22 protein-coding genes, 3 tRNA genes, 1 other RNA gene and 1 pseudogene are annotated in these 24,542 nt (G+C 53.1%); 11 read left to right on the top strand and 16 right to left on the bottom strand.

Annotation, left to right across the window (positions count from 1 at the left end):
* The first annotated feature begins 6 nt into the window (after nt 1–6).
* Nucleotides 7–760 (top strand): annotated as a pseudogene (ppgK, locus tag AINA4_RS04505) (polyphosphate--glucose phosphotransferase).
* On the opposite strand, the gene rnpB reads toward ppgK, so the two are convergent.
* From rnpB to AINA4_RS04540, 7 genes are all read right to left on the bottom strand, one after another.
* Nucleotides 760–1,119: RNase P RNA component class A (rnpB, locus tag AINA4_RS04510), an RNA gene on the bottom strand. The pseudogene ppgK and the gene rnpB sit on opposite strands and share 1 nt — an antisense overlap.
* A 32-nt stretch (nt 1,120–1,151) precedes the next feature.
* Entirely contained in the window at nt 1,152–1,574 is a 423-nt protein-coding gene (locus AINA4_RS04515; RefSeq protein WP_281786325.1) for a reverse transcriptase-like protein, read from the bottom strand.
* A 1-nt stretch (nt 1,575) separates the two neighbouring features.
* Nucleotides 1,576–2,310 (bottom strand): hypothetical protein, encoded by a 735-nt coding sequence (locus AINA4_RS04520; RefSeq protein ID WP_281786326.1) that lies wholly within the window; start codon nt 2,308–2,310, stop codon nt 1,576–1,578.
* Nucleotides 2,311–2,348: 38 nt separating this feature from the next.
* The gene (locus tag AINA4_RS04525) at nt 2,349–3,167 is read right to left on the bottom strand and encodes a Nif3-like dinuclear metal center hexameric protein (RefSeq protein ID WP_281787641.1); all 819 of its coding nucleotides are present in this window, start codon (nt 3,165–3,167) and stop codon (nt 2,349–2,351) included.
* A gap of 6 nt (nt 3,168–3,173) precedes the next feature.
* Nucleotides 3,174–3,950 carry a hypothetical protein gene (locus tag AINA4_RS04530; protein ID WP_281786327.1) on the bottom strand — a complete coding sequence of 259 codons (777 nt, stop codon included), beginning with the start codon at nt 3,948–3,950 and terminating at the stop codon, nt 3,174–3,176.
* Between the two features lie 140 nt (nt 3,951–4,090).
* Nucleotides 4,091–4,163 (bottom strand) — tRNA-Val (locus tag AINA4_RS04535).
* 14 nt (nt 4,164–4,177) lie between these two features.
* Nucleotides 4,178–4,636 (bottom strand): peroxiredoxin, encoded by a 459-nt coding sequence (locus AINA4_RS04540; RefSeq protein ID WP_281786328.1) that lies wholly within the window; start codon nt 4,634–4,636, stop codon nt 4,178–4,180.
* Nucleotides 4,637–4,826: 190 nt separating this feature from the next.
* On the opposite strand from AINA4_RS04540, the gene aceE reads away from it, so the two are divergent.
* The 6 genes from aceE to AINA4_RS04570 all read left to right on the top strand — a co-directional run bounded on the left by aceE (nt 4,827) and on the right by AINA4_RS04570 (nt 12,471).
* Complete coding sequence (gene aceE, locus AINA4_RS04545) at nt 4,827–7,553, top strand: pyruvate dehydrogenase (acetyl-transferring), homodimeric type (protein WP_281786329.1); 2,727 nt, start codon at nt 4,827–4,829, stop codon at nt 7,551–7,553.
* A 10-nt stretch (nt 7,554–7,563) separates the two neighbouring features.
* Nucleotides 7,564–8,772, top strand: coding sequence for a helix-turn-helix domain-containing protein (locus AINA4_RS04550; RefSeq protein WP_281786330.1), 1,209 nt, complete (start codon nt 7,564–7,566; stop codon nt 8,770–8,772).
* A gap of 108 nt (nt 8,773–8,880) precedes the next feature.
* Nucleotides 8,881–9,801 carry an ACP S-malonyltransferase gene (locus AINA4_RS04555; protein WP_281786331.1) on the top strand — a complete coding sequence of 307 codons (921 nt, stop codon included), beginning with the start codon at nt 8,881–8,883 and terminating at the stop codon, nt 9,799–9,801.
* Between the two features lie 26 nt (nt 9,802–9,827).
* Nucleotides 9,828–10,838, top strand: a complete 1,011-nt coding sequence (locus AINA4_RS04560; RefSeq protein WP_281786332.1) for a beta-ketoacyl-ACP synthase III — start codon at nt 9,828–9,830, stop codon at nt 10,836–10,838.
* A gap of 59 nt (nt 10,839–10,897) precedes the next feature.
* Nucleotides 10,898–11,143: an acyl carrier protein gene (locus AINA4_RS04565; protein ID WP_096380871.1), complete on the top strand. Its 246-nt coding sequence runs from the start codon at nt 10,898–10,900 to the stop codon at nt 11,141–11,143.
* Nucleotides 11,144–11,232: 89 nt separating this feature from the next.
* A complete protein-coding gene (locus tag AINA4_RS04570; protein WP_281786333.1) occupies nt 11,233–12,471 on the top strand; it encodes a beta-ketoacyl-[acyl-carrier-protein] synthase family protein in 1,239 nt (412 codons plus the stop codon).
* A gap of 52 nt (nt 12,472–12,523) precedes the next feature.
* On the opposite strand, the gene AINA4_RS04575 is transcribed toward AINA4_RS04570, so the two are convergent.
* A complete protein-coding gene (locus AINA4_RS04575) occupies nt 12,524–13,024 on the bottom strand; it encodes a DUF3145 domain-containing protein (RefSeq protein WP_281786334.1) in 501 nt (166 codons plus the stop codon).
* A gap of 185 nt (nt 13,025–13,209) precedes the next feature.
* Here AINA4_RS04575 and AINA4_RS04580 point away from each other — a divergent pair, with 185 nt between their 5' ends.
* Nucleotides 13,210–13,746: a PadR family transcriptional regulator gene (locus tag AINA4_RS04580; protein WP_281786335.1), complete on the top strand. Its 537-nt coding sequence runs from the start codon at nt 13,210–13,212 to the stop codon at nt 13,744–13,746.
* Here the strand turns inward: AINA4_RS04580 and AINA4_RS04585 are convergent.
* Nucleotides 13,743–14,594, bottom strand: a complete 852-nt coding sequence (locus tag AINA4_RS04585) for a DUF1684 domain-containing protein (protein ID WP_281786336.1) — start codon at nt 14,592–14,594, stop codon at nt 13,743–13,745. The genes AINA4_RS04580 and AINA4_RS04585 overlap by 4 nt on opposite strands.
* Nucleotides 14,595–14,859: 265 nt before the next feature.
* Between AINA4_RS04585 and AINA4_RS04590 the strand changes: the two genes are divergently transcribed.
* Both AINA4_RS04590 and katG read left to right on the top strand, forming a co-directional pair.
* Nucleotides 14,860–16,926, top strand: coding sequence for a glycosyl hydrolase family 18 protein (locus tag AINA4_RS04590; protein ID WP_281786337.1), 2,067 nt, complete (start codon nt 14,860–14,862; stop codon nt 16,924–16,926).
* A 96-nt stretch (nt 16,927–17,022) separates the two neighbouring features.
* Nucleotides 17,023–19,200 carry a catalase/peroxidase HPI gene (katG, locus tag AINA4_RS04595; protein ID WP_281786338.1) on the top strand — a complete coding sequence of 726 codons (2,178 nt, stop codon included), beginning with the start codon at nt 17,023–17,025 and terminating at the stop codon, nt 19,198–19,200.
* Between the two features lie 43 nt (nt 19,201–19,243).
* Here the strand turns inward: katG and AINA4_RS04600 are convergent.
* The 3 genes from AINA4_RS04600 to AINA4_RS04610 all read right to left on the bottom strand — a co-directional run bounded on the left by AINA4_RS04600 (nt 19,244) and on the right by AINA4_RS04610 (nt 21,577).
* Nucleotides 19,244–19,317 (bottom strand) — tRNA-Ile (locus AINA4_RS04600).
* A 21-nt stretch (nt 19,318–19,338) separates the two neighbouring features.
* On the bottom strand, nt 19,339–20,532 hold the full coding sequence (locus AINA4_RS04605) for a glycosyltransferase (RefSeq protein ID WP_281786339.1): 1,194 nt from the start codon (nt 20,530–20,532) through the stop codon (nt 19,339–19,341).
* A gap of 7 nt (nt 20,533–20,539) precedes the next feature.
* Complete coding sequence (locus AINA4_RS04610; RefSeq protein ID WP_281786340.1) at nt 20,540–21,577, bottom strand: DMT family transporter; 1,038 nt, start codon at nt 21,575–21,577, stop codon at nt 20,540–20,542.
* A 41-nt stretch (nt 21,578–21,618) separates the two neighbouring features.
* Between AINA4_RS04610 and def the strand changes: the two genes are divergently transcribed.
* Complete coding sequence (gene def / locus AINA4_RS04615; protein ID WP_281786341.1) at nt 21,619–22,182, top strand: peptide deformylase; 564 nt, start codon at nt 21,619–21,621, stop codon at nt 22,180–22,182.
* Here the strand turns inward: def and AINA4_RS04620 are convergent.
* The 4 genes from AINA4_RS04620 to AINA4_RS04635 all read right to left on the bottom strand — a co-directional run bounded on the left by AINA4_RS04620 (nt 22,179) and on the right by AINA4_RS04635 (nt 24,540).
* Nucleotides 22,179–22,493, bottom strand: coding sequence for an AzlD domain-containing protein (locus AINA4_RS04620; protein WP_096380843.1), 315 nt, complete (start codon nt 22,491–22,493; stop codon nt 22,179–22,181). The genes def and AINA4_RS04620 overlap by 4 nt on opposite strands.
* Nucleotides 22,490–23,290 (bottom strand): AzlC family ABC transporter permease, encoded by an 801-nt coding sequence (locus tag AINA4_RS04625; protein WP_281786342.1) that lies wholly within the window; start codon nt 23,288–23,290, stop codon nt 22,490–22,492. Before AINA4_RS04625 ends, AINA4_RS04620 begins: the two co-directional genes overlap by 4 nt.
* A gap of 65 nt (nt 23,291–23,355) precedes the next feature.
* Nucleotides 23,356–23,428 (bottom strand) — tRNA-Asn (locus tag AINA4_RS04630).
* A 68-nt stretch (nt 23,429–23,496) separates the two neighbouring features.
* On the bottom strand, nt 23,497–24,540 hold the full coding sequence (locus AINA4_RS04635; protein ID WP_281786343.1) for a D-isomer specific 2-hydroxyacid dehydrogenase family protein: 1,044 nt from the start codon (nt 24,538–24,540) through the stop codon (nt 23,497–23,499).
* Between the last annotated feature and the right edge of the window lie 2 nt (nt 24,541–24,542).

The raw sequence follows: 24,542 nt of genomic DNA on the forward strand, positions 1-24,542 counted from the left end.
GAACACATGAACGCGCGCGCAATCGGCATCGATATTGGTGGAACTGGCATCAAGGGTGGACTGGTTGATGTTGATTCCGGAGAAATCATCGGAGAACGCATCCGGGTCGCAACACCTGCCGGTGGTGAGCCTGAAGATATAGCTCGCGTCGTCAAGGACGTCATTGAACAACTGGATGTGGGAGAGGATGTTCCGGTTGGAATCTGTTTCCCCAGCTCCATTCGTCACGGTGTCACCACACTTGCAGCCAATATTTCCAAGCGATGGATTGGTTTTGAAGCAGAAGAGTTCTTTGAAGAACAACTTGGACGCAACATTCACTTTGTGAACGACGCTGACGCTGCGGGATATGCTGAAGTTGTCTATGGAGCAGCTAAAGACCAAGAAGGGTTAGTCATCATGACGACCTTAGGCACTGGTATCGGTGGGGCAATGATCTATAACGGCGTCTTAATCCCCAATGCTGAACTGGGACATCTCGAAATTGATGGCGTAGACGCTGAGAAGCGTGCTGCGGGTGTTATTCGCGAACGTGAGGGACTGACCTACGAAGAATGGGCAGAGCGCCTTCAGCGCTACTACAGCCACGTTGAGATGCTGTTCTCCCCTGAGCTCTTCATTGTTGGCGGTGGCATCTCAAAAAGCCACGAGCAGTTCTTACCCTTACTCAAGCTACGCACACACCATTGTTCCGGCAAAGCTTCTCAATAAAGCAGGCATCATGGGTGCAGCAAAGTTGGCCTACGACCTGGCTGAATAGGAATGGGCCGGCTGATACGCCGGGTTCTGTCGGTTTCCCGTGACGGCCATCTATCTCGGAATTACGTTGCCGCAATTCTCTAGCGGTCTACCCGAGAACTCAGCGAGTAGCTTCACCGTTCTCTGTCTGACCTTGCTCCGGGCGAGGTTTACCTAGCCAGTCTGGTCACCCAGGCTGCTGGTGGTCTCTTACACCACCGTTTCATCCTTACCGCCGGCGAACCGGAGGCGGTTTACTTTCTGTTGCACTGTTCTCGCGGGTTACCCCGGGTGGGTGTTACCCACCGCCCTACTCTGTGGAGCCCGGACGTTCCTCGGTGATGAAGCGAACTTCACCAACGCGACCGTCTTGCCGACCCATTCTTATTCTGTTTTCAGTCTAGGACAGTACTTCAGGCCTGAAAAGATTCGCGCAGATCCATTGATTTATTCGCTGCAGCATCGGCCAGAGCGTTTTGAAGGCGTGGAACCCACTCATAGGTCACAGCCTTGTTCCCAATAACCTCACGGGCCTGTGATGCCAAGTGAGCCATATCGGGATGTTTGATTTTCCATCGGCCCGACATTTGTTCAACAACGAGCTTAGAGTCCATTCGAACGTGGACGAGAGCACCAGGGTCAATTTCGTAGGCACGAATCAGGCCGGCAAGCAATCCGTTGTATTCCGCGACATTGTTGGTAGCAACTCCGACGTACACCCCTACTGTGGCGAGTACTTGCTGACTTTCACCATCAATAACAACTGCTCCACCAGCAGCAATTCCGGGATTACCCCGAGAACCGCCATCTGCCTCAATAATGAGTTGACGTGGCATGTTACAGACCTGACTCGTTGGTGCGCACGAGGATGCAGGAGCTGTCAGGGCAGATCACAACGTCATCAGGTGCGGCAGCGCGAATAGCATCGAGATCTGTTGAGGTGAGTTCAACCCCGCTACCACCGGTGACGCGTCGGGTGAGTAATGCTGCTCCGATGCCATAACGAGCGCGTTGGCGCTCATAAAGCTCAATCAAATCTGCAGGAAGTGACTGCGCCAACGCTGCTCTTTCGCCAGAAACTTGGGCAATTTCGCGGTCATATTCTGCTTCTTTGCTGGCAATAGCTGCGGCCAGCTCGCTTCGCTGAGCATCGAGTGCATCACGCTGGGCAAGGACGGAAGCAACTTCTGCCTCGGCATCTTCAACATTTTGCATCACTACAAGCTCAGCATCTTCAAGGTTTGATTTGCGAGTTGCTAATGAAGCGAGCTCTGCTTCGAGCGCTTGAACTTCCTTGGCTGACGCGGCACCGCTCTCACGTTGCTTGTCTTTTGCGATGCGTTCATCCACAACGCGTACGTCGTCTTCAATACGAGCTAGTTCAATTTTTGCGTCATCGAGCACGCCCTGTGCAGCAATGAGTTCTTGTGAAAAATCACGCAACCGTGTCTGAAGTTCCGCTAACTCTTTCTGCTCGGCAATGTTTGCACGAGCATGTGTTAGTTGGGCAATGCGGTTGTCCTGCTCCTGCAGTGTGAGCAGAGCTAACTGATTTACGGGGCTAGCTTTCACTGAAACTTCTCTCTTGAACTGTGGGTGAAGCGTTACTTCTACTGTACGACGAGGAAATCCCAGGGGTCTGTTCTCACATCCGAGACTTCTATGTGAATATCCGGGAAGGCCTTCTTCAATTGCGCACCGGCGACATCAAGCCATAACCATTCAGCAGCCCAATGTGAAATATCTATCAACGCAGGGCCTGAACCAAGTAGTGCTTGTTCCCGGAATTCCTGTGCTGGGTGGTGACGTAAATCTGAGGTGACGTACACATCAGAACTGAGCACAAAGGGGTTAGAAAGCAATGAATCTCCCGCACCACCACACAGTGAAACGGTGGAAACTTCCTGATTGAAATCTCCCGAAACCTTCACACCACCAGCAGTGTGAGGAAGTACAGATGCAAGGTGTTGAGCTAGTGCACCTAACGTCATGGGAGAAGATAGCTCTCCGATGCGACCAATGCCGGTTCCTTCCACGCTGGAGGGAACTAAAGGTTTGAGGTTACTGAGCCCTACTCGCTGGGCTAAGACATCTGAGACACCGTCAGTGACCACGTCTGCATTTGTATGAGCTGCGAGCAATGCAACACCAGATCGAATGAGCTTCGAAACCAAATGACCTTTATAGCGATCCTCAGCTACGGAGGTTACCGAGCGCATCAACAAGGGGTGGTGGGTCAGTAACAGGTCGGCATTGATGTCACAGGCTTGAGTAACAGTTTCGGATACAGCATCAACTGCGAGAAGAATTCGTGTGACGTCGTGATCGAGGGAGCCAACCACAAGTCCCGGCGCATCCCACTCCTCTGCGCCAGATAGCGGCCACAGTGTGTGGGCGTAGTCAACAACTTCTCGAAGGGTGGTCACGATTCGAGCCTAGTCGTCAGAATTCGCTCCGAAAACGAGTTCATCAAATGTTGGGCGTGGTGCAAATGAACTCAGAGGGTTGTTGGAGCGAACGCGAGGAACCTCAGTTTCCGCGACAACATCCACCTCAACAGCTTCTTCAATTACCTCTTCCACAACAGGGACGGAGTACTCAACAGGTGGCGCTTCTTGCATAGGAGAAATAAGCACCGGTGGAGTAAGAACAGGGAGGGGCTGACTCACCTGGGCTTCACCAAACATCTGTGGGATGGGTTCTGGACCGGCAGTTTCTGCAATGGTGGTGGCAACGACTACCCCGTCGATACTGATCTCAGAGAGTATACGTTCGGCAATCACCTGAGCATCTTCAACGACGTCTTCTACGAGGACATCTTCCACCACGACATGATCATCAATCACAGCCGCCGAGACAGTTTCCTCAGCAATGTAGGTGATGGGCTGAGTGTGTTCCAGTGTTGATTCGTCAACCACGGGCTGAAATTGCTCAACAAGTGTTTCTTGAACGACGACAACTTCAGACGTGTCCTCCAGAAGAGCACCAAAAAGCTCATCGATGCCGGTATCTTCGGCCTCTTCTGTCACGTCAAATTCAGTGCCAGGGCTCTCCACAATGGAGGTAGGGGAAACTTGTACCTCCTCAGCGGGAGGAGCTGGTGTTTGGGCTGCTGGCGCAGCGCCTCGCATGAGGCGCATTTGCTCTTCTAGCAAGCGAGCGAGCTCCTCGTCAGAGTGGGGCTGGAATGATGGCTGTTGTTCTTCAGACACGATCGCACCTCCTCAGACGATAGGGGGAAATCCCCTCAAAGCACCCTACTTGAACTCTGGAGGTTTTCCTAAAACCTGCAACCCGGGTGTTGAAACAAATAGAAAGAGCGCCACTTTTCAGTGACGCTCTTTCGCACGAGTGGGCCCTACCGGGCTCGAACCGATGACATCCACGGTGTAAACGTGGCGCTCTACCAACTGAGCTAAAGGCCCGTGCTCGAAATATATTACAGGTTTTCTACGAGCTCTTTGTACGAGGCGAAATCACGAGGCTGTCCAGGAGCAGTGACAAACTGTCCAGCGAGGTTTCCGTCTTTGTCGATAACGAAGGTTCCTCGGTTCGCAAAGCCCTTGTCCTCAAGGAAAACTCCGTATTTCATGGCAACTTCACCATGAGGCCACATATCTGAAAGAAGCGAGAAATCGTAGTTTTCTTTCTCAGAGAAAACGCGAAGAGTGTCCTTCGAATCAACTGAAATAGCAAGAAGTTCAACGCCGTTGGTCTTAAACACAGAGATGTTGTCACGCAGTTCACAGAGTTCGCCGGTGCAGATGCCCGTGAACGCAAGTGGGTAGAACACTAAAACGACGGGTTTCACCCCACGGAACTGTGAGAGGGAAATTTCCTCACCAAATTGATTCTTCAGTGTGAAATCGGGTGCGGGTGCTCCTACGGTAAGTGCCATCTCAATACTCCTGCTGTTTGTGGGCTGTAGATAGAACAATCCTAAATGTGTTGTGGCTTATCTCATCAACGAAGTTAATGTCTAGGGCTTGCTCTCGATAGAGTGTTACACAGCATTCTGTTTGTAATCCAGGCAGTGCACTCCCTCCCCTACATGCACAGGCATGATCTGCCTGAAGAAAGAGGTTGTTGTGACGGTTAACGACCAAGATCCATATTCGGTCACTAACTATGACGCAGATCCCCAAGAAACTGCCGAATGGAAAGAATCTCTTGATGCGGTAGTCGAGGCTCAGGGACACGAACGTGGTCGCGAGATCATGCTCAGCCTCTTGCGTCGCTCCAAGGAACTTCACCTGGGCGTGCCCATGGTTCCAACAACGGATTACCTCAACACCATTGCCCCTGAGAATGAACCTGCATTCCCCGGCGATGAAGAAACAGAACGTCGTTACCGCGCCTGGATTCGCTGGAACGCCGCCATGATTGTGCACCGTGCACAGCGTCCAGGTATTGGTGTGGGCGGCCACATCTCTAGCTACGCCTCCTCTTCTTCTCTCTACGAAGTTGGTTTCAACCACTTCTTCCGCGGTCAAGATCACCCCGGCGGTGGAGACCAAATCTTTGTGCAGGGGCACGCATCCCCCGGTGTGTACGCCCGTGCATTCCTTGAGGGACGCCTGAACGAAAACCAACTTGATGGTTTCCGCCAGGAAAAGTCTCACGCCGGCGGAGGACTATCCTCGTACCCACACCCTCGCCTGATGCCTGATTTCTGGCAATTCCCCACCGTGTCGATGGGTCTTGGCCCTATCAACGCGATTTACCAGGCACAGCTCAACCGCTACCTCACCAACCGTGGCATCAAGGATGCTTCTGACCAGCAGGTCTGGGCATTCCTCGGTGATGGTGAAATGGACGAGGTCGAATCACGCGGCCAGCTCCAGGTGGCCGCCAACGAGGGACTCGACAACCTCAACTTCGTGATCAACTGCAACTTGCAGCGTCTCGATGGCCCTGTGCGCGGTAACGGAAAGATCATTCAGGAACTCGAAAGCTTCTTCTGTGGTGCTGGATGGAACGTCATTAAGGTCATCTGGGGTCGTGAATGGGATTCACTCCTGGCAAATGACCATGACGGTGCCTTGCGCACACTGATGAACGTCACCCCCGATGGTGACTTCCAGACTTATAAGACTGAAGATGGCGCATTCGTTCGCGAGAACTTCTTCGCTCGTGACCCTCGTGCACTCAAGCTCGTAGAACACATGAGCGATGATGACGTCTGGAAGCTCAAGCGCGGTGGCCACGACTACAACAAGGTTTACGCTGCATTCAAGGCTGCTTCAGAGCACAAGGGACAGCCCACCGTTATATTGGCTCACACAATCAAGGGTTACGGTCTCGGAAAACACTTCGAGGGACGCAACGCAACCCACCAAATGAAGAAGATGAAGCTTGATGACCTCAAGCTCATGCGTGACTTCCTCAAGATCCCCATCAGCGATGCGGTTCTGGAAGAAAACCCCTACATGCCTCCTTACTACAAGCCCGAAGACAACGACCCTCGCTTGCAGTACATGCATGAACGTCGTCGTGAACTCGGTGGATACCTCCCAGAGCGTCGCACCAAATACACACAAATCCCATTGCCAGAACCCAAGACCTACGAGATTGCGGCAAAGGGTTCCGGTGTCCAGGAAGTGGCTACCACGATGGGATTTGTCCGCCTCCTCAAAGACATGATCAAGGACAAAGAATTTGGTCCTCGCATCGTGCCTATCATCCCCGACGAGGCACGCACCTTTGGTATGGACGCATTCTTCCCGAATGCCAAGATTTACAACCCCAACGGTCAGCACTATATGTCTGTTGACCGTGATCTCCTTCTTGCCTACAAAGAAGACCCCGCAGGAACCATCCTTCACGTAGGTATCAACGAAGCTGGCGCTCTTGCAGCGTTCACCGCAGTGGGTAGCTCGTATTCCACACAGGGTGAAATCCTCATTCCCATCTACGTCTTCTACTCGATGTTTGGATTCCAGCGCACAGGCGACGCTTTGTGGCTTGCTGGTGATCAGATGGTCCGAGGCTTCGTTATCGGCGCAACTGCAGGTCGCACCACACTGACCGGTGAGGGACTCCAGCACGCTGACGGACACTCGCCAATTCTTGCTGCGACAAACCCCGCAGTGGTGACCTATGACCCTGCCTATACCTATGAGATCGGACACATCATGCGTGATGGTCTGCAGCGTATGTATGGTGGCACTCACCCAGACCCCAACGTGATGTACTACCTCACGGTGTACAACGAGCCCATCGTTCAGCCAGTTGAGCCAGAAGGTCTCGATGTAGAAGGCGTTCTGCGTGGAATTTACCGTTTGCAACAAAACGACATGCCCGGAACTAAGGCTCAACTCTTGGCTTCTGGCGTGGCTGTTCCCTGGGCTCTTGAAGCTCAGAAGCTGCTTGCTGAAGACTGGAACATCTCTGCTGATGTATGGTCCGTCACCTCGTGGAGTGAGCTTCGCCGAGATGGTGTTGCCGCAGACCACTTCAACATGATGAATCCAGAGTCGCCAGCACAGGTTCCCTACGTTACCCAGAAGCTCTCTGGTGCCGAAGGTCCATTCGTTGCTGTTACTGATTACAACCACATGGTTCCGGACATGATTCGCCCCTACGTTCCAGGTGATTATGTAACCTTGGGCGCTGACGGGTTCGGATTCAGTGATACCCGTGCCGCTGCGCGTCGTTTCTTCACCATTGATGGGCCTTCCATTGTGGTTCGCACTCTCGAGCAGCTTGCGAAGCAGGGCAAGGTTGATCACGGTGTGATTCGCCAGGCCATTGAGAAGTACCGTCTCTATGACGTCACAGCAGGTACAACCGGATCTACTGGCGGCGAAAGCTAACAACACAGCCATGGCTGCACAACGGTCCAAAGCAGAAACACTTGCTTGGCTCAGAACAATATCTGGAGAGCTTTCCACCTTGACGGTGAAAAGGCTTGAGGACACCCTTCCGTGGTATCGGGACATGCCCCCTGGACGTCGTTCTGCTGTCGGCCTTGTCGCACAAAACGGAATTACTTCCTTCATTACCTGGTTTGATGACCCCTCAACCACGCCGTGGATTGCATCAGATGTGTTTGGTGGAGCTCCGCGTGAGTTGTTACGTTCAGTAACCCTGCAACAAACTCTCCAACTCATTCGTTGCACCGTGGAGGTCGTGGAAGAACGCATTAAAGGCCACGGCGAAGAATTGCGCGAAGCAATCTTGTTGTATTCGCGTGAGATCGCTTTCGCAGCGGCTGATGTGTATGCCCGCGCAGCAGAAGCACGTGGTCTGTGGGATGCCCGCCTGGAAGCGCTCGTCGTCGACAGTATTCTCTCGGGAGAATATGACGACGAATTGCCCAGCAGAATTGCAGCCCTGGGCTGGCAAGGTCGCGGTGAAGTGTGTGTTGTTGTGGGCCGCTCCCCTCGCATTCTTGACGTCGACAAACTTCGTCGAACCGCTCGACACCTCCATGCAGACATTCTCATAGGTGTTCAAGGAAACCGGCTGGTTGTTGTGATTGGCCGTGCTGAGCCTCTCGAGGATGACAAAGAACACTCCACGATGAGCTTCATGGAGATTACAAAAAACCTTGAAGAAGATTTTGGAGAAGGCCACTTAGTAGTGGGACCTGAAGTTCCTTCATTAGTGGATGCTGTTTCTTCTGCACGAGCAGCTTTAGCCGGATATTCTGTCGCCAGCTCGTGGCGGGGAGCAACTAGACCTATCGCCGCGGATGATTTACTTCCTGAACGCGCACTTGCTGGTGATCCCCTTGCCCGGGCAACACTCATCGAGCGAATTTACCTACCGCTAAGTGATCAGTCAGCTGAACTGCTCACCACGTTGCAGAGCTACTTAGAGAACGGTCGCAGCCTCGAGGCAACTGCGCGAGATCTCTTTGTTCACCCCAACACTGTTCGATATCGCCTCAAGCGCGTAACTGAAGTGATTGGTTGGGATGCAACCGGCCCACGCGAAGCAATGATTTTGCAATGTGCATTGATTTTGGGCTCAATCAAGAGCCCCGTACCAAAGCAACGCAAAACACTCAGAAACGTTCCTCAGAACTAGTTTCGGCGGGGCCGAATCTCCAAAAATGTAGAGACTGCACAACGATTCTCGCGATAGTGTGTCGATGAGTGCACAGATTTACGCGCCAATGATTGGAAGACTTTACAGGTGATAGTTGTTGTCTGCCCTGGTCAGGGCTCTCAGACTCCCGGATTCCTAGAACCCTGGATTGCTGATCCTCAAGCCAAAGCCCTACTTGAAACCCTCTCTGATGCGGCAGATGTCGATCTGGTCAAACATGGCACCGTCAGTGATGCCGACACCATCCGTGACACCTCTATTGCCCAGCCGCTCATCGTTGCCGCTGGAATCCTGACCCTGGATGCCCTTTCTGAAAGCGACCACCTCGCAAAAACCTCGGGGATTGCAGGTCACTCGGTGGGTGAATTCACCGCAGCGGCCGGTGCTGGAGTGCTGGATGCAACCGATGCTGTTCGCTTGGTTGGTATTCGCGGTCGCGCCATGGCTGATGTTGCCGCGCTCATTCCTACTGGCATGAGCGCCGTTATTGGCGGTGACGAATCCGAGATTCTTGCAAAGCTTGAGCTGCTGGGACTTTTCCCTGCCAATTACAACGGCGGCGGACAGCTGGTCGTTGCAGGTGAGCTCACTGCACTAGCGACGCTCGCAGAAGAGCCCCCCGCAGGAACGCGAGTTATTCCACTGCAGGTCGCCGGTGCCTTCCACACCAGCTACATGCTCGATGCCGTTGAAACTCTGCGCGAAGCGGCCGCAGAGGTCAACACCAACGACCCCATGAAAACGTTGTGGACCAACAAAGATGGTTCTGTTGTGGCCAAGGGTGATGCTTTCCGCGACTTACTCGTCGGACAGGTTTCTTCCCCCGTGCGTTGGGACAAGTGCATGGACAGCTTCGCCGCAGCTGGGGTGAGCGGAATTATCGAAATCGCCCCTGCAGGTGCTTTGGTTGGTCTGGCCAAGCGTGCTCTCAAAGGCGTTCCTACTGTGGCAATTAAGACTCCCGAAGATCTTGCGGCCGCCCGCGAACTGATTGACTCTGTCGCCTAAGGGGCCAGAGAAAGAAAGTAATCATCATGACTCACGTGAATCTCAAACAGTCCGAAGGCGCAAAGTACTCACGCATTTATGCCATGGGAGCAGCGCGTGGCGACCTCACGGTAACAAATGACGATATTGCTGGCCCCATCGAATCTAGTGATGAATGGATTCGCCAGCGCACGGGCGTCATTACCCGCAAACGTGCCTCTGAGGGAATCACTGCAGCAGACCTAGCCACACAGGCTGCTAATGAGGCAATCTCCAAGGCAGGAATTAAGCCTGAAGAAATTGACGTAGTCCTCATTTCCACCATCAGCAACTCAGTTCAAACCCCCTCCATGGCAGCACTTGTAGCTGACAGAATCGGTGCAAACCCCGCTGCTGCCTACGATATTTCGGCAGCGTGTGCGGGATACACCTACGGAATTGCCCAGGCAGACTCTTTTGTCCGCTCTGGTTTAGCTAAGTATGTTCTCGTCATTGGTGCTGAGAAACTCAGCGAAATTATTGAGCCCACAGACCGCACCATCAGCTTCTTACTCGGCGACGGAGCAGGTGCTGCTGTGATTGGACCTAGCGACTTTCCCGGTATTTCGAAAAGTGTTTGGGGGTCAGATGGTTCCAAATGGGATGCCGTAGGCATGGACCACACCCTGATCGAATACCGTGACGGACACGGTGATGTCGCGTGGCCAACCTTACGCCAAGAAGGACAAACAGTGTTCCGCTGGGCTGTGTGGGAAATGGCGAAGGTCGCTCAAAAAGCTCTGGAAGAAGCCGGAATTACAAGCGACCAGCTTGCGGCATTTATCCCCCATCAGGCGAACATGCGTATCATCGACGAATTCGCCAAGCAACTGAAATTACCCGAATCAGTCATCATTGCCCGGGATATTGAGACAACAGGAAACACCTCTGCAGCATCAATTCCGCTTGCAACACATCGCTTGCTTGAAGAACACCCTGAACTCAGCGGTGGCCTTGCTCTCGAAATCGGCTTTGGTGCTGGTCTCGTATATGGCGCACAGGTCGTCGTTCTGCCGTAAAAGCCTCAATTGGCCGGTAAACTAAACCAGTCAAACGAACCCCCAACAAGGAGATAACAATGGCACTGTCCACCGAAGAAGTACTTGCAGGTCTGGCTGAGCTCGTTAACGACGAAACCGGCATTGCAACCGAAACGGTACAGCTGGACAAGTCTTTCACTGACGACCTCGACATTGACTCGATCTCGATGATGACCATCGTCGTGAACGCAGAAGAGAAGTTCGACGTGAAGATCCCCGACGAGGAAGTAAAGAACCTCAAGACCGTCGGTGACGCAGTTAACTTCATCGTTTCTGCATCCTAAGGAATTCGTAAGCGAGGGTCGGTAACGAAAGTTCCGACCCTCCTTACAATCCTCTAGCTTTCCCCTTTTCCCACAGAAAGACTGAACATATGAGCAAGAAGATTGTCGTCACCGGTATCGGTACCACGTCTCCTTTGGCCGGCAATGCCCCTGAGACCTGGGCAGCTCTTCTTGCTGGTAAGTCGGGTGCTCGTTCGCTCGAACAAGAGTGGGTTGAGAAGTGGGATATCCCCATTACTTTTGCGGCACAAGCTGCCGTGCCTGCTGAGGAAATTCTTGAACGCGTTGAAACTAAGCGTTTAGACCCTTCCTCACAGTTCGCCCTCATCGCTGGGCGTGAAGCTTGGTTAGACGCCGGAAGCCCAGAGGTTGACCCTGGCCGGCTAGCTGTCGACTGGTCCACAGGTATCGGCGGCGTGTGGACACTTCTGGACGCTTGGGACACACTGCGCGAAAAAGGACCACGTCGCGTTCTGCCCATGACTGTTCCGATGCTGATGCCAAATGGTCCCGGAGCTGCTATCGGTATGGACCTGCATGCTCGCGCAGGTGTGCGCACTGTAGTTTCTGCTTGTGCTTCCAGTACCGAAGCAATTGCCAATGCCTATGAGCACCTGCAAGCAGGTCTTGCAGATGTCATCATTGCCGGTGGTTCTGAGGCTGCCATCCACCCACTTCCCATTGCATCTTTCGCTGCAATGCAGGCATTGTCCAAGCGCAATGATGATCCTGCTGGGGCTTCTCGACCCTACGACGTGAACCGTGACGGTTTCGTGCTCGGCGAAGGTGCAGCTGCTTTGGTTCTCGAGACAGAAGAACACGCTCTTGCTCGCGGAGCAAAGATTTACGCCGAGGTTGCTGGCGGAGCTGTTACCTCTGACGCATATCACATCACCGCGCCAGACCCCGAGGGTTCTGCTGCAGCGCGCGCGATGCTGCAGGCCATTGAACAGGCTGGCGCAAAGATTGAAGACGTCGTCCACATCAACGCTCACGCAACCTCCACTCCTGTCGGTGACATTGCTGAATACAACGCTTTGCGTCGCGTCTTCGGTGATCACCTGGACAACATTGCTGTGTCTGCCACGAAGTCATCCACCGGTCACCTTCTCGGTGGTGCTGGTGCCATTGAGGCGATGTTCACTGTATTAGCACTTCACAACAGAACAGCTCCCCCCACCATCAACTTGGAAAACCAGGATCCTGAGATCAAGCTTGATGTTGTCACGAGTCCTCGTGAGCTTCCATCCGGCGACATCGTTGCGATTAGTAACTCATTTGGTTTTGGTGGCCACAACGCTGTTGTTGCGTTCCGCAGCTACAACTAACACTCTCAACAAAGTATGCCCCTGCTTATGCAGGGGCTTTCTTTGTTTGACGCTAACCCACTTGATGAAGCCAACGAACCGGAGCCATATCTGAGGCATATCGGAAGGTGTCTAATTCTGCATCCCAAGCTTCACCAAGGGACCTGGAAATACCAGTTCTTAACAGATCTGCATCGTTTCCGGCAAAATCCAACACAGCTCGAAGCCTGTTTTCGGTAATCACCATGTTTCCTGCAGCATCAACGGGGGAATGGAAGATTCCTAGGCTTGGCGTATGACACCAACGCCCACCATCAATTCCTGGCGCAGCATTTTCTGTAACTTCAAAACGTAGCTGTTCCCAGCCCAAAAGTTCAGAAGCGATTTTGCTTGCTGAACCCTGGGGTCCTTGCCAGGTGTATTCGGCACGCTGTGAACCAGGGAGTATGGGTTGAGGACTCCACGACAATGTGATCCCTTTACCCAAGACACGACTTATAGCCCACTCCACATGTGGGCTCAACGCGCGAGGCGAGGAGTGGATATAAATCACTCCTGTCGACACTGCAGTCATCTCATCATCCTTTTCTACTGTGGTGCGTCTTCCCCTACGACCACACAGATGAGAGTTATTGATTGCGTATCTCACGCTTGTTCTGTTGTGAGACTAGTGTGACACAGCTCGCATCGGCATAACAACAGGGGTTTACCCCCTCACAGTGAGTTTTCAGCTTCTGTTCTACTCAGTAGAGTGTTTTTATGGCTGTTCGCGAAGCACTCCTCGGGATTCTTACCCTGGGCCCTGCATATGGCCTGCAGCTCCACGCCGAGCTGGGAGCTCGCGCCCCACACCGGGCCAAGACCAATGTGGGACAGGTGTACGGCACTTTAGATCGCCTCACCACGGCAGGTCTCGTGACACACCAAGGACTCACCGAGGATGGCCTTCCCCTCTACGCCTTGACAGATTCTGGCCGCGATGAGGCAAACAACTGGCTTTGTGGAGCATCAATGACATCCCTGCCTGAGTGGGCAGATGTTCAAGACATGGTGCTCATTAGCTCCAGCGTGAATAAAGTTCATGCCACCGCCTTAATTCACAGCCTAAAGAGCCACCTCATCAACGATTTAGTGGAGACAGGCATCACGCCTGCACGTCGCCTCTATGCCCAGGCCACGGTTCGTTACCACGAAGCAGTATCCAACTGGCTTGCAGACGTGGGCGTCTCAGATTTGCAAGAACAACCCCACTACAGTATCGGTCGCCCAAAGCGTGGGCGCCCAGCAAAGACCTAGTGCAGCAGATCGCCAGCTTTATTGAGCACGTTCTTCTCTCCTGCCTCAACCGCAAAGGGGAAACGGTTCTCCTCCGGTGGCATAGGACAGTTGAAGTTATAGCTAAATGCGCATGGAGGAAGGTAGGCGCGGTTGAAGTCTAAAGTGATCGTGCCATCGGGGTTTGGTGCAACCATGAGGAAGCGGCCCACACTGTAGGTTACGGGGCCCGAGGTGGCATCTGAGAACACAATCATGAGAGCCCGGCCTTCCTTGAAAGCAGAGGGCGCATATTCCACACCGTCGACGGTGAAACGAATATCACCAGGAATCACCTTGTCACGGCCAGCACCTTGATCTTTGAGGTGTGAAACCTCCACAGCACGTCCACCCTCAATAGGAGTGAACGTTCCGGTTATGACCCAGTCAGGGTTGTAATCAAATGCATCAATAGAGCCGAAGTTCTGAAGATCCTCAGAGTTACTGTCCCACACTCTTAACGCATATTTGCCATCTTCACCCTTGATGACAGTTCCAGTTTTAGTCTCGTCAAAAACGATGGTGGAAGCAGATTCAGAATCTTTCCCAGTCACAATCACAGTTCCGTCAACGAGTGCCCCGTCAACAAAGATGTTGTCTGCAGCCGTTGCGGTCAACTGAATTCCTTGTTCACCTTCGTGAAGAGCGGACCAAAGACCGTTCACGCCCCAAACGCTTTCGTTCTCCCCCGGCGCACCATAGAACCACTGCGTGTTCACCAGTGCGAGTGACCCCTGAGGTAAAAGCGCCATCTCATGGCGTCGGCTGCGGAAGAAGTCATACGCCTCTTCTGGAGTTTGCGGGGTTACGGCGGCGATATGTGCAGTCACAAATCCCAGATTAGTTTGTTGCGGCTTTGGTGTGATGGCACCACACCAAAAATCATTCTCACTCCCGATAGCCGTTGTATTGCTAACACTTTGAAGTCAGAAAATGTCCCGTGCAGTTATTCGACTTATCCACAGATTTAGACTTTTGGTCTATTTTTGCAGAGCTCTCCCAGATTCAGTCACTTTGCTGAAAGAACAGAGCTCAACAGGACGCCATAAGCAACCCGTTGAGGATATTACGCATACGAATAGAAGAGATACTCACATGAAGAACAAACGAGCGACAACCGCTGCGATAGCAGCACTAGCCACATCCACAGCAGCCTTAACTGGTTTTGCCATGCCAGCACAAGCAGCTGGTTCAGACGTGAATGTTGATTGGAAGATTACTCAAGACTGGGGCTCTGGCTACCAGGGCACTGTCACAGTGAAGAACACCTCGACAAAAAGCATCAATCCCTGGTCAGTGACCATCCCCTATGCCAACAGCATCAATTCCACGTGGGATGCCACCGCAACCAGCACAACAGGCGGATACCGCTTCTCGGGTCCGAGTTGGAATTTGGCTCTTGCACCCGGAGCTTCGGTGACCTTCGGCTTCATCGGCTCCTCAAAAGGCGGCGCGCTCACTCCCACAACCTGTGTAGTCTCTGGCGCAACATGCGCGGTAAACGATGGCTCCTCTACGGTTACTCCAGATCCAACACCCACCACCCCAACCGTTGACCCCACTGTGACGCCGGAACCCACCCCCACTACCCCAGCAGCTTCTGCGAGCGCGCTTAAGGTCTCCCTCAAGGTCACCAGCGATTGGGGTACTGGGCGCAATGTAGACATGGTCGTCACGAACACGGGTACTACCACGCTCAACAAGTGGTCGATCTCTGTTCCATGGAAGGGTACGAGCGTCTCGATGTGGAACGCAAGCTCTTTCCTTGCTGGTGGTGTTCTTACGGCCACTAACCTGTCGTGGAATGGCACCCTCGCACCGGGAGCTTCAGCCACTCTGGGATTTACTGACAATGGCAACTTTGTCTTGCCCACGAGCTGTGCTACTGCGGTGGGAACCTGTGAACTCAATGGTTCGGGTGTGACGCCACAACCCACTCCAACGGAGACCACCACACCTACACCCACCCCGACGGTGGATCCCGCCCCCACCGTTGATCCCACTGCTCCCCCTGTAGACCCATACATTCCTGGCCATGATGCATACACCGGGGATAAGAAAATTGTGGCTTACTACCCATCGTGGGCAACGTATGCCCGCAACTATCAAGTCGCAGACATTCCTGCTGAAAAGATCACCCACATCAACTTTGCCTTTGCCAATATTGCCGACGGTAAATGTGTGGTCGGAGACTCTTATGCAGATACTGACAAGGCATTTGCTGGTGATAGTTGGGACCAGGGCGCCAAGCGTGGAAACTTCAACCAACTCACCAAACTCAAGGAAGCTAACCCCAACTTGGAAACCATGATTTCTATTGGCGGCTGGACCTGGAGCAAGAACTTCTCAGCTGCCGCTGCCACAGAAGCGTCACGTCAGGCCTTTGTTTCTTCCTGTGTGGACTTCATGAATACCTACGGCTTTGATGGCATAGATATTGACTGGGAATATCCCGTCTCTGGTGGTCTCTACGCTGGAACGCCAGCAGATAAGGCCAACTACACTGCCTTACTAGCTGAATTCCAGAAGGAACTAGCAGCTCAGAGTGCACGTGATGGTGAACACCACCCACTCACGATTGCAGCGCCTGCTGGCCCCACCACCATTCCCAACCTGGAAGCCAAGAACATTGGTGGAATCGTCGACTGGATGAACCTGATGTCTTATGACTACCACGGTGGCTGGGATCCCATTACTGGGCACAACGCACCGATGAAGGTAAGTAGTAAAGACACTGCAACAGGATTTAGTGTGTCCGACGCGGTTGACGCATATCTCACTGCTGGATTCCCTGCACAAAAACTTGTGCTTGGTTTGCCACTGTATGGCCGGGGCTGGGAAAACGTCAGCTCAGCACAAAACGGGCTCTACCAACCTGCGACTAATGCCTCAGTTGGCACGTGGGAAAAGGGCGTCTTTGATTACACCGATATCAAAAACAACTACCTCCCCACCATGAACCGCTACTGGGATGCAGAGGCTCAGGTTCCTTACCTCTATGACCCTGTACGAAAGTTATGGATCAGCTATGACGACCCCCAGTCCATCAAAATCAAAGTGGACTACATCAAAGCCAAAGGTCTTGGCGGCGCAATGGTGTGGGAACTCAGTGGTGACAGAGATGAAGAACTCATCGATGTCATAGGAACAAACCTTAAATAATTACCACCTATCGGTCACTGTGGGAGAAGTATTCAGACTTCTCCCACAGTGCTTTAGGTAGAGTAATTATTAGGCTTCGAACAATATGGAGGACACATGTCTGACGAAAGCAAATGCCCATACATGGGTGGAACTTCCAGCTCATCTGGAACCTCAAACAATGATTGGTGGCCTAACCAGCTGAACTTGGATTCACTGACCCACAACTCCCCCAAGTCTGACCCTATGGACCCAGACTTTGACTACGCCACAGAGTTCAAGAGCTTGGATTTGGCAGCAGTCAAGAAAGACATTTACGAGCTGATGACCTCGTCACAAGACTGGTGGCCAGCCGACTATGGTCACTACGGTCCTTTCTTTATCCGTATGGCGTGGCACAGTGCAGGCACCTATCGCATCAGCGACGGTCGCGGTGGTGCAGGCCAGGGCCTCCAGCGTTTTGCTCCATTGAACAGCTGGCCAGATAACGTCAACCTGGACAAGGCACGACGCTTGCTGTGGCCCGTAAAGAAGAAGTACGGCAAGAAACTCAGCTGGGCTGACCTCATGATTCTTGCTGGTAACTGCGCCATCGAAGACATGGGTCTGAAGACCTTTGGTTTCGGCGGTGGACGTGCTGATGTCTGGGAAGCAGATGACACCTACTGGGGTCCTGAAGCAGAATGGCTCGCGAACAAGCGTTACAGCGGTGATCGAGACCTAGAGAACCCCCTCGCTGCAGTTCAGATGGGTCTGATTTACGTCAACCCTGAAGGTCCAGACGGCAACCCCGACATCTTGGCTTCCGCACGTGACATTCGCGAAACTTTTGCCCGTATGGCGATGGATGACGAAGAAACTGTTGCCCTGATCGCAGGTGGTCACACCTTCGGTAAGGCTCACGGAGCTGCTGATGCAGATAAGTATGTTGGCCCCGAACCGGAGGGTGCACCGATTGAAGAGCAGGGACTTGGCTGGAAAAACAGCTATGGAACAGGTCATGGTGCGGACACTATTTCCTCCGGCCTCGAAGGTGCATGGACTCCCAACCCCACCAAATGGGACAACGGATACTTCGAAACCCTCTTTGGATACGAGTGGGTTATGACCAAGAGCCCTGCTGGCGCAATCCAGTGGGTTCCTTCTGACGAGTCAGCTGCCTCACTGGTTCCTGATGCACACATTGCAGGAAAGACACACGCCCCAGTCATGTTCACCACTGACTTGGCACTGCGTACTGACCCTGCATACGAGAAGATCTCGCGTCACTTCTTGGAGAACCCCGATGCCTTTGCAGATGCTTTTGCACGCGCATGGTTCAAGCTCACTCACCGTGATATGGGACCCATCTCCCGTTATCTCGGACCCGAGGTTCCTGCAGAGCAGCTCATCTGGCAGGACCCAGTTCCTGCGGTTGATCACCCTCTGGTTTCTGATGCAGATGTTGCAGAAATCAAAAAGCAGGTGCTTGCTTCCGGTCTGAGTGTTTCTCAGTTGGTATTCGTCGCATGGGCTTCTGCGTCCAGCTACCGCAACAGCGACAAGCGAGGCGGTGCCAACGGTGCCCGTATTCGCCTGGAGCCACAGCGCAACTGGGCCGCAAATGACCCACAAGCACTCGCTCCTATCCTGGCGAAGCTGGAATCCCTACAGAGTGATCTTGCCGCAGCAGGCAAGAAGATCTCACTTGCGGACCTCATCGTTCTGGCAGGTTCTGCAGCAGTTGAAAAAGCGGCAGCAGATGCTGGCGTAAACGTCACTGTACCTTTCCACCCTGGTCGCACTGACGCAACTCAGGAGCAAACAGACGTCAACTCCTTCGCTGTTTTGGAGCATGTAGCTGATGGTTTCCGCAACTATGCCAGCAAGGGCCACGGCCCTGTTGCTGAGCGTTTGTTGGTTGACCGCGCTAACCAGCTCAACCTCACCGCTCCAGAAATGACTGTTCTGGTGGGAGGTTTACGAGTGCTTGGAGCCAACACCGGTGGTTCAACCGTAGGTGTATTCACCAAGACTCCTGGTGTGCTCACGAATGACTTCTTCGTGAACCTGCTGGAACTTGGCAACACCTGGCACCCACAGTCCGGCGACACCGGCCTCTTCGATGCTCGCGACAACGCCACCGGCGCTGCAAAGTGGACCGGAAGCCGTGCAGATCTCGTGTTCGGTTCGAACTCGATTCTGCGTGCTCTTGCAGAGGTTTACGCCAGCGATGACGCCAAGACCAAGTTCGTCAATGACTTCGTTGCTGCCTGGGTCAAGGTCATGGAGAACGATCGTTTCGATCTAGCCTAAGAACCAATCAAGAAAGGGACCCCATCACGGGGTCCCTTTTTTGTAGGGCGGACGGGACTTGAACCCGTGACCGACGGATTATGAGTCCGCTGCTCTAACCGGCTGAGCTACCGCCCCTTGTGAGCCGATAGTAAAAGTTTAGTCGTCTGTGAGCTCTGGGTCTGGATCTACTACGTCTTCGCCACGATACAAGGCTTCGAAGGTGTCCAGCGTACGAGTGATGTCGTGACCGCGAATGAACTTGAGAGAGTTGTTCTTCATACGAAGCAACTCGTCATCGTCTGCGGTGAGAACTTTCACCAGCTTGTCGCGTAAATCTTCGACGTTGTTAGGCTCGAACAGGTAACCGTTCTCTCCGTCGTGAACAAGGTGTGGCAGTGCCATTGCGTCTGCACCCACCACAGGAAGAGCGGTGGCCATTGCCTCCATGGTGGCGATGGACTGCAGTTCTGCGATAGAGGGCATGGCAAAAACTTTTGCTCTGGTGAGTGCAGCTTTCAGCTCATCATCACTGACATATCCGGCGAAGAAGACTTTGTCGTCTAGGCCCATGTTTTTCACCTGCTGCTTCATCTGCTGAAGCAGGTCACCCCCGCCAACGAATTCCAAGGTTGCATTGAGCTCGGGTGGCAGTTTAGTGAATGCTTTGAGCAGAACATCGAGCTTCTTCTCACCAGTGATGCGACCGACGAACAAAATTCGGTTCTCCCCCTTGGTGTCAAAGTTGGGGGTGTAGTGGTGGGCGTTAATTCCACACGAGATGGCGTGGACGTCAGTAAGGTGCGTGTACTCCTCGAGGAAGTTGGCTGCTCTGCGTGTGGGTGTAGTGACAGCCTCAGCGCGGCTAAAGGTCCTGTATGCAGCCTTCCAGACCAAACGAATGACGCTCTTCTGGGTGGACTTAGGCAAAAGCGTGAACTGCATCATGTTTTCAGGCATGAAGTGGTTGGTTCCAATGATGCGAATTCCTCGAAGCTGAGCTTCTTTCGTCAATCCGCCACCGACAATGAGGTGGGATTGGAAGTGCACGACATCTGGTTTGAAACTGTCCAAGATTCGCGCACTGTTGTGACGTACACGCCAAGGAAGCATGTAGCGAAGCCAGTCGTGGGGGTACCAACGCCAGCTCTTTACGCGATACATCATCATGGGCTGACCCTCGTGGGTTTCTACCCACGTGCCCGACTTCCGACCTGCTGCCGGAGCCATGACTCGAACGTCGTGACCGCGTTCGACCAGGCCTGCAGCCAATCGCTCCGCGAACTTTGCAGCGCCATTAACATTGGGGCCGAATGTGTCACATCCAATAAGGATGCGTAATGGTTTCGGCATAGTGCCTTTAGTCTACGGACTTAGCCTTCTTCATCGCTTCTTTAGCGCCGTGTGCCGCCGCATTGACCTTAGCCTTAGACTCCGCTTTTGCGCTCTGGAATCCGGCTTTTGCCTCTTTACTCGCTGCTGAAACAGGATCGTGGGCGTCCGGGTGATATTTCGCTAGAAGGAAGACACCAATGATGGCTAGAACGCCTGCCAGGACGTAGCTGACAATGGCCCAGCCAGGTGCCTGTGAGGCTTCATCGAGAATTAAAATACCGATGGCAACAGCAACAATTGGATCGATTACTGTAAGCCCCGCAATTACAAGATCTGGCGGGCCTGTTTGGTAGGCATTTTGCACAAAGAGGGCGCCCAAAACAGTCGCGGCAAGCAGCGCAGCTAAGCACGCCCAGGTCAACCAGTCAGTTGCACCGTGAATCACGCTCGTAATGACCACCTTGGCAAGAGTTGCCACGAAACCGTAGAGCACACCGGCTCCTACGATGTAATACAACGCTGAAAGGTGCTTGCGGTAGATCAGGAACAGCACACCGAATATTGCGAGGACAACAATTAATATGACCAGGATTTCGGCGAGATCGGCTGAGGTCATCGGTGCATTGATTGCTGTAAATGCTGCGATAGAAACGAAAATACCGATACCGCCGACTGAGAGGGCGATGGCAACAATCGATTGGGTATTGAGCTTGGTCTTTGTCACACGGGCGTTGAGCACCGCTGTAATCACAAGCGCAACAGCACCAATTGGTTGAACCACAATCAGAGGTGAGAAGCCCAGAGAGATGAGCTGAAAAATAATGGCAGCGCCTAAGAAAACGGTGCCGGTCAGCCACGAAGGCCTCTTAAATAGTGCAACTAGCTGTTTGAGATTAAGCGCAGACTTTGCGTCTTCTCCATCACCGACTTTATTCACTCCACGGTGCTGCAACTGCGCACCCACAGACATGAGGATGGCGCCCACGAGGGCAAAAGGAATACCGATGAGTTGTGCCGGCTCAAACGAGACCTTAGCAAGGTCAGTGAGGTCGTTGAGCTGCATACCTCCACGCTAGCGTGGACTCTTGCAAATAAGCTGAAGGCATGACCGTACTCCCCATTGTGATTTCTGGTGATCCTGCGCTGCACAAACCTGCTGAACCCGTCACCGTGTTTGATAGCGAACTAGAAACCCTGGTTGCCGACATGTTTGAAACCATGGATGCTGCCCCTGGAGTCGGTCTGGCAGCACCACAGGTGGGTGTAAGCCTTCAGGTGTTTGTCTATGACTATCCCGAGGATGATGGAACTCCTCGTCGCGGCGTTGCAATCAACCCTGAGCTCTACATTTCCCCTTTAGAAATCCGCGACACCACGGATGCTGATGAAGAAGGCTGTCTCTCATTCCCGGGAGAACGGTTCCCTTTAGTACGAGCTGACAAGGCGCTACTTCGTGCCTGGGACCTTTCAGGCGTTCCTTTTGAAATCGAGTGCGAGGGCTGGTTTGCGCGGATTATGCAACACGAATACGACCACTTATTGGGGTATTTATACGTGGACCGTTTGGACTATGAATTCAATAAGCAAGCGAGCAAAATTGAACGCAAACGAGGGTGGGGCAAACCTGGTAAATCGTGGATGCCCGGAGTAGATAATCTCGAAGGCTAAGCCATCCAGCCCAGATTACGCAGCACGACAGCCACCACTCCGGCAATTGCAACCACAATGATGAAGGGCACCCGGAAACTAAACAAGATTGCCGCCAGGATCACCGCAGGAACCCGAGCATCGAACACGACTGCTTGTCCTGCGCCCAAGGTTTGAACGGCAACAAGTGCTGCCAGCATGGCCACAGTCAACAGGTTTGTAATTCTGGTGAAGGTGGGCTTTTCCAAAAGTCGTTGCGGGATGATGTAGCCGATGTATTTCACTGCAAAAGAAAGCACTGATGCTGCGATAACTGTTGTCCACAGTGTCATGGCTTCACCTGCCCATGATCAGGGTGGTAGCCAGGCGTATCCCCTGGTTCAGGTAAGTCATCAGGCTGAGTTCTTTGGGCATCTGCAGCTGGTTCGCGATGTAACCAGTTCGTCAAGCCGAAAACCACAGCAACCACCGCAGCGGCGAGTACCGGAACTCCCGGTGGGGTCAACGGGATAAGGAATGCTGCCAAAACAGCGGAGACCATTGCAACAGCGGCAGCCTGGAGCTGCTGCAATCGTGGCCACAACAAGCCCACAAAAGCAGCCGCCGCAACTGCATCGAGTCCAAAACGGCTGACATCTCCAACTAAATTACCTAGAAGAGCACCGGCAAAAGTAGCCAGATTCCACCCGATATAAATAGCTATGCCGGTTGCCCAGAATCCAACCCGCTGCGCGCTTTTCTCCTCTTGAGCTATCGCAACAGCTGTTGATTCATCAATAGTGATTTGAGCGGCAGTAAGGCGCTTCCACAGTGGCACCTTCCCTACAATCGGAGCAACCCTCATGGAGTAAATACCGTTGCGCAAGGCAAGGAAAGTGCTGGAAGCGACCGCAGGAATTCCTGCGCTTGCACCACCAGAAGCAAGAATTCCGATGACGGCAAACTGTGACCCACCGGAAAACAGAACAAGACTCAAGAAACAGGTTTGCCAAGTGTCTAAGCCCGCGGCAACACTCAATGCGCCAAAGGAGACTCCATAAGCAGCTACCGCGATGCCGACAGAAATACCAGTTCTCAAGGCACGCTTTTCAGCGACAGTAAATGCCACAGTGCCTCCAGTTTTTGCCAACACCCACAGCTTATGCGGTCTGTGGGAAGTAAAAAGCCCCTGGTCGTGGAGGACCAGGGGCTTAGCTCCCCGACATGGACTCGAACCATGAACCTACGCATTAACAGTGCGTTGCTCTGCCAATTGAGCTATCGGGGATTGCTGTGAGGCGTATTTATATTACCCCAAATCTAAGAAGGCAAAAAACCGCCTCAGAGAAGCAGAATTTAGTAACCGGCCTCAGTGTCAACAACTCCCACGAAAGGCTTACCTGAAAGGAATGCGGCAACGTTAGTGGAGATTCGATCAGCTAATAAGGGTGCTGTCATGTCTGGAGTGTCGGCCATGTGAGGGGTAATCAACACGTTGCGTGCACTCCACAAAGGATGCCCATCTGGCAAGGGCTCCGGCTCGGTTACGTCCATGGCAGCACCGAGAATACGCTCCTGGTTCAGTACTTCAACCAGAGCTGCGGAGTCGACTAAAGGGCCTCGCGCGATATTGACAAGCACTGCACTAGGTTTCATCAGCGCCAACTCTTGCGCTCCTATGAGGTGTGTGGTGTCGGGTGTGAGTGCCGCGGCAATAATGACAACGTCAGATTCAGGGAGAATTTTCTTCAGTCGGTCTGTCGTCACCGTGCTGAATGCACCTGGAACTTGGCCTGCAGAACGACGAACTATGTTGATTCGAACATCAAAAGGCTGCAAAAGGCGAATAAGTTCACGGGCGATGCCACCGGCGCCAATAATCGTGACATTCTTCCGATAAAGCGAGACACCTTTGGGGACAGCATCCCAACTTTGAGCCCGCGCTCTGCGCGGGAATAGACGCATCAAAGCCAAGGTCATCCCGAGTGCGTGTTCTGCGACAGGCTGGGCATAGGAACCCTTTGCACTCGTGAAAACAAGACCAGGTCTGGCAGATGCCGCTAGAACTTCCGCATAAGCATCCACACCTGCCCACGGCAGTTGGACCCATGTCAATTGTGGGTTGGAAGCAAGAACTTCTCTCAGCTCGGCAGATTTCTTATAGGAGAGCCAAATCAAACCCCGAGTGTTCTCATTCAGTTCGGTGATGACTCCCCCGGCGTCACTGACTGCAGAGCGAAAGACTTCGCTGCCACCACGGGTTGAATCATCGTGAGATTCAGGAAGCACAGCAATCGGTCCAGATTCAACTCGGGGAGCTGCCTCTGACGCACGTTCATCACCGAGGACAGCAGCATGCTGAGGAATTTCACACACGCAGTCTTTCTGACGAATTTTCATCG

The organism is Aurantimicrobium sp. INA4 (assembly GCF_027924525.1).
Lineage (GTDB): Bacteria > Actinomycetota > Actinomycetes > Actinomycetales > Microbacteriaceae > Aurantimicrobium.

What these genes read in the sequence shown, in the direction of transcription:
- AINA4_RS04580 (WP_281786335.1), top strand. Translation starts at nt 13,210, where the DNA reads ATGGCTGTTCGCGAAGCACTCCTCGGGATTCTTACCCTGGGCCCTGCA.
- AINA4_RS04565 (WP_096380871.1), top strand. Translation starts at nt 10,898, where the DNA reads ATGGCACTGTCCACCGAAGAAGTACTTGCAGGTCTGGCTGAGCTCGTT.
- AINA4_RS04610 (WP_281786340.1), bottom strand. Translation starts at nt 21,577, where the DNA reads ATGCAGCTCAACGACCTCACTGACCTTGCTAAGGTCTCGTTTGAGCCG.
- AINA4_RS04570 (WP_281786333.1), top strand. Translation starts at nt 11,233, where the DNA reads ATGAGCAAGAAGATTGTCGTCACCGGTATCGGTACCACGTCTCCTTTG.
- AINA4_RS04635 (WP_281786343.1), bottom strand. Translation starts at nt 24,540, where the DNA reads ATGAAAATTCGTCAGAAAGACTGCGTGTGTGAAATTCCTCAGCATGCT.
- katG (WP_281786338.1), top strand. Translation starts at nt 17,023, where the DNA reads ATGTCTGACGAAAGCAAATGCCCATACATGGGTGGAACTTCCAGCTCA.
- AINA4_RS04560 (WP_281786332.1), top strand. Translation starts at nt 9,828, where the DNA reads ATGACTCACGTGAATCTCAAACAGTCCGAAGGCGCAAAGTACTCACGC.
- AINA4_RS04550 (WP_281786330.1), top strand. Translation starts at nt 7,564, where the DNA reads ATGGCTGCACAACGGTCCAAAGCAGAAACACTTGCTTGGCTCAGAACA.
- AINA4_RS04515 (WP_281786325.1), bottom strand. Translation starts at nt 1,574, where the DNA reads ATGCCACGTCAACTCATTATTGAGGCAGATGGCGGTTCTCGGGGTAAT.
- AINA4_RS04620 (WP_096380843.1), bottom strand. Translation starts at nt 22,493, where the DNA reads ATGACACTGTGGACAACAGTTATCGCAGCATCAGTGCTTTCTTTTGCA.
- AINA4_RS04605 (WP_281786339.1), bottom strand. Translation starts at nt 20,532, where the DNA reads ATGCCGAAACCATTACGCATCCTTATTGGATGTGACACATTCGGCCCC.
- def (WP_281786341.1), top strand. Translation starts at nt 21,619, where the DNA reads ATGACCGTACTCCCCATTGTGATTTCTGGTGATCCTGCGCTGCACAAA.
- AINA4_RS04575 (WP_281786334.1), bottom strand. Translation starts at nt 13,024, where the DNA reads ATGACTGCAGTGTCGACAGGAGTGATTTATATCCACTCCTCGCCTCGC.
- AINA4_RS04540 (WP_281786328.1), bottom strand. Translation starts at nt 4,636, where the DNA reads ATGGCACTTACCGTAGGAGCACCCGCACCCGATTTCACACTGAAGAAT.
- AINA4_RS04590 (WP_281786337.1), top strand. Translation starts at nt 14,860, where the DNA reads ATGAAGAACAAACGAGCGACAACCGCTGCGATAGCAGCACTAGCCACA.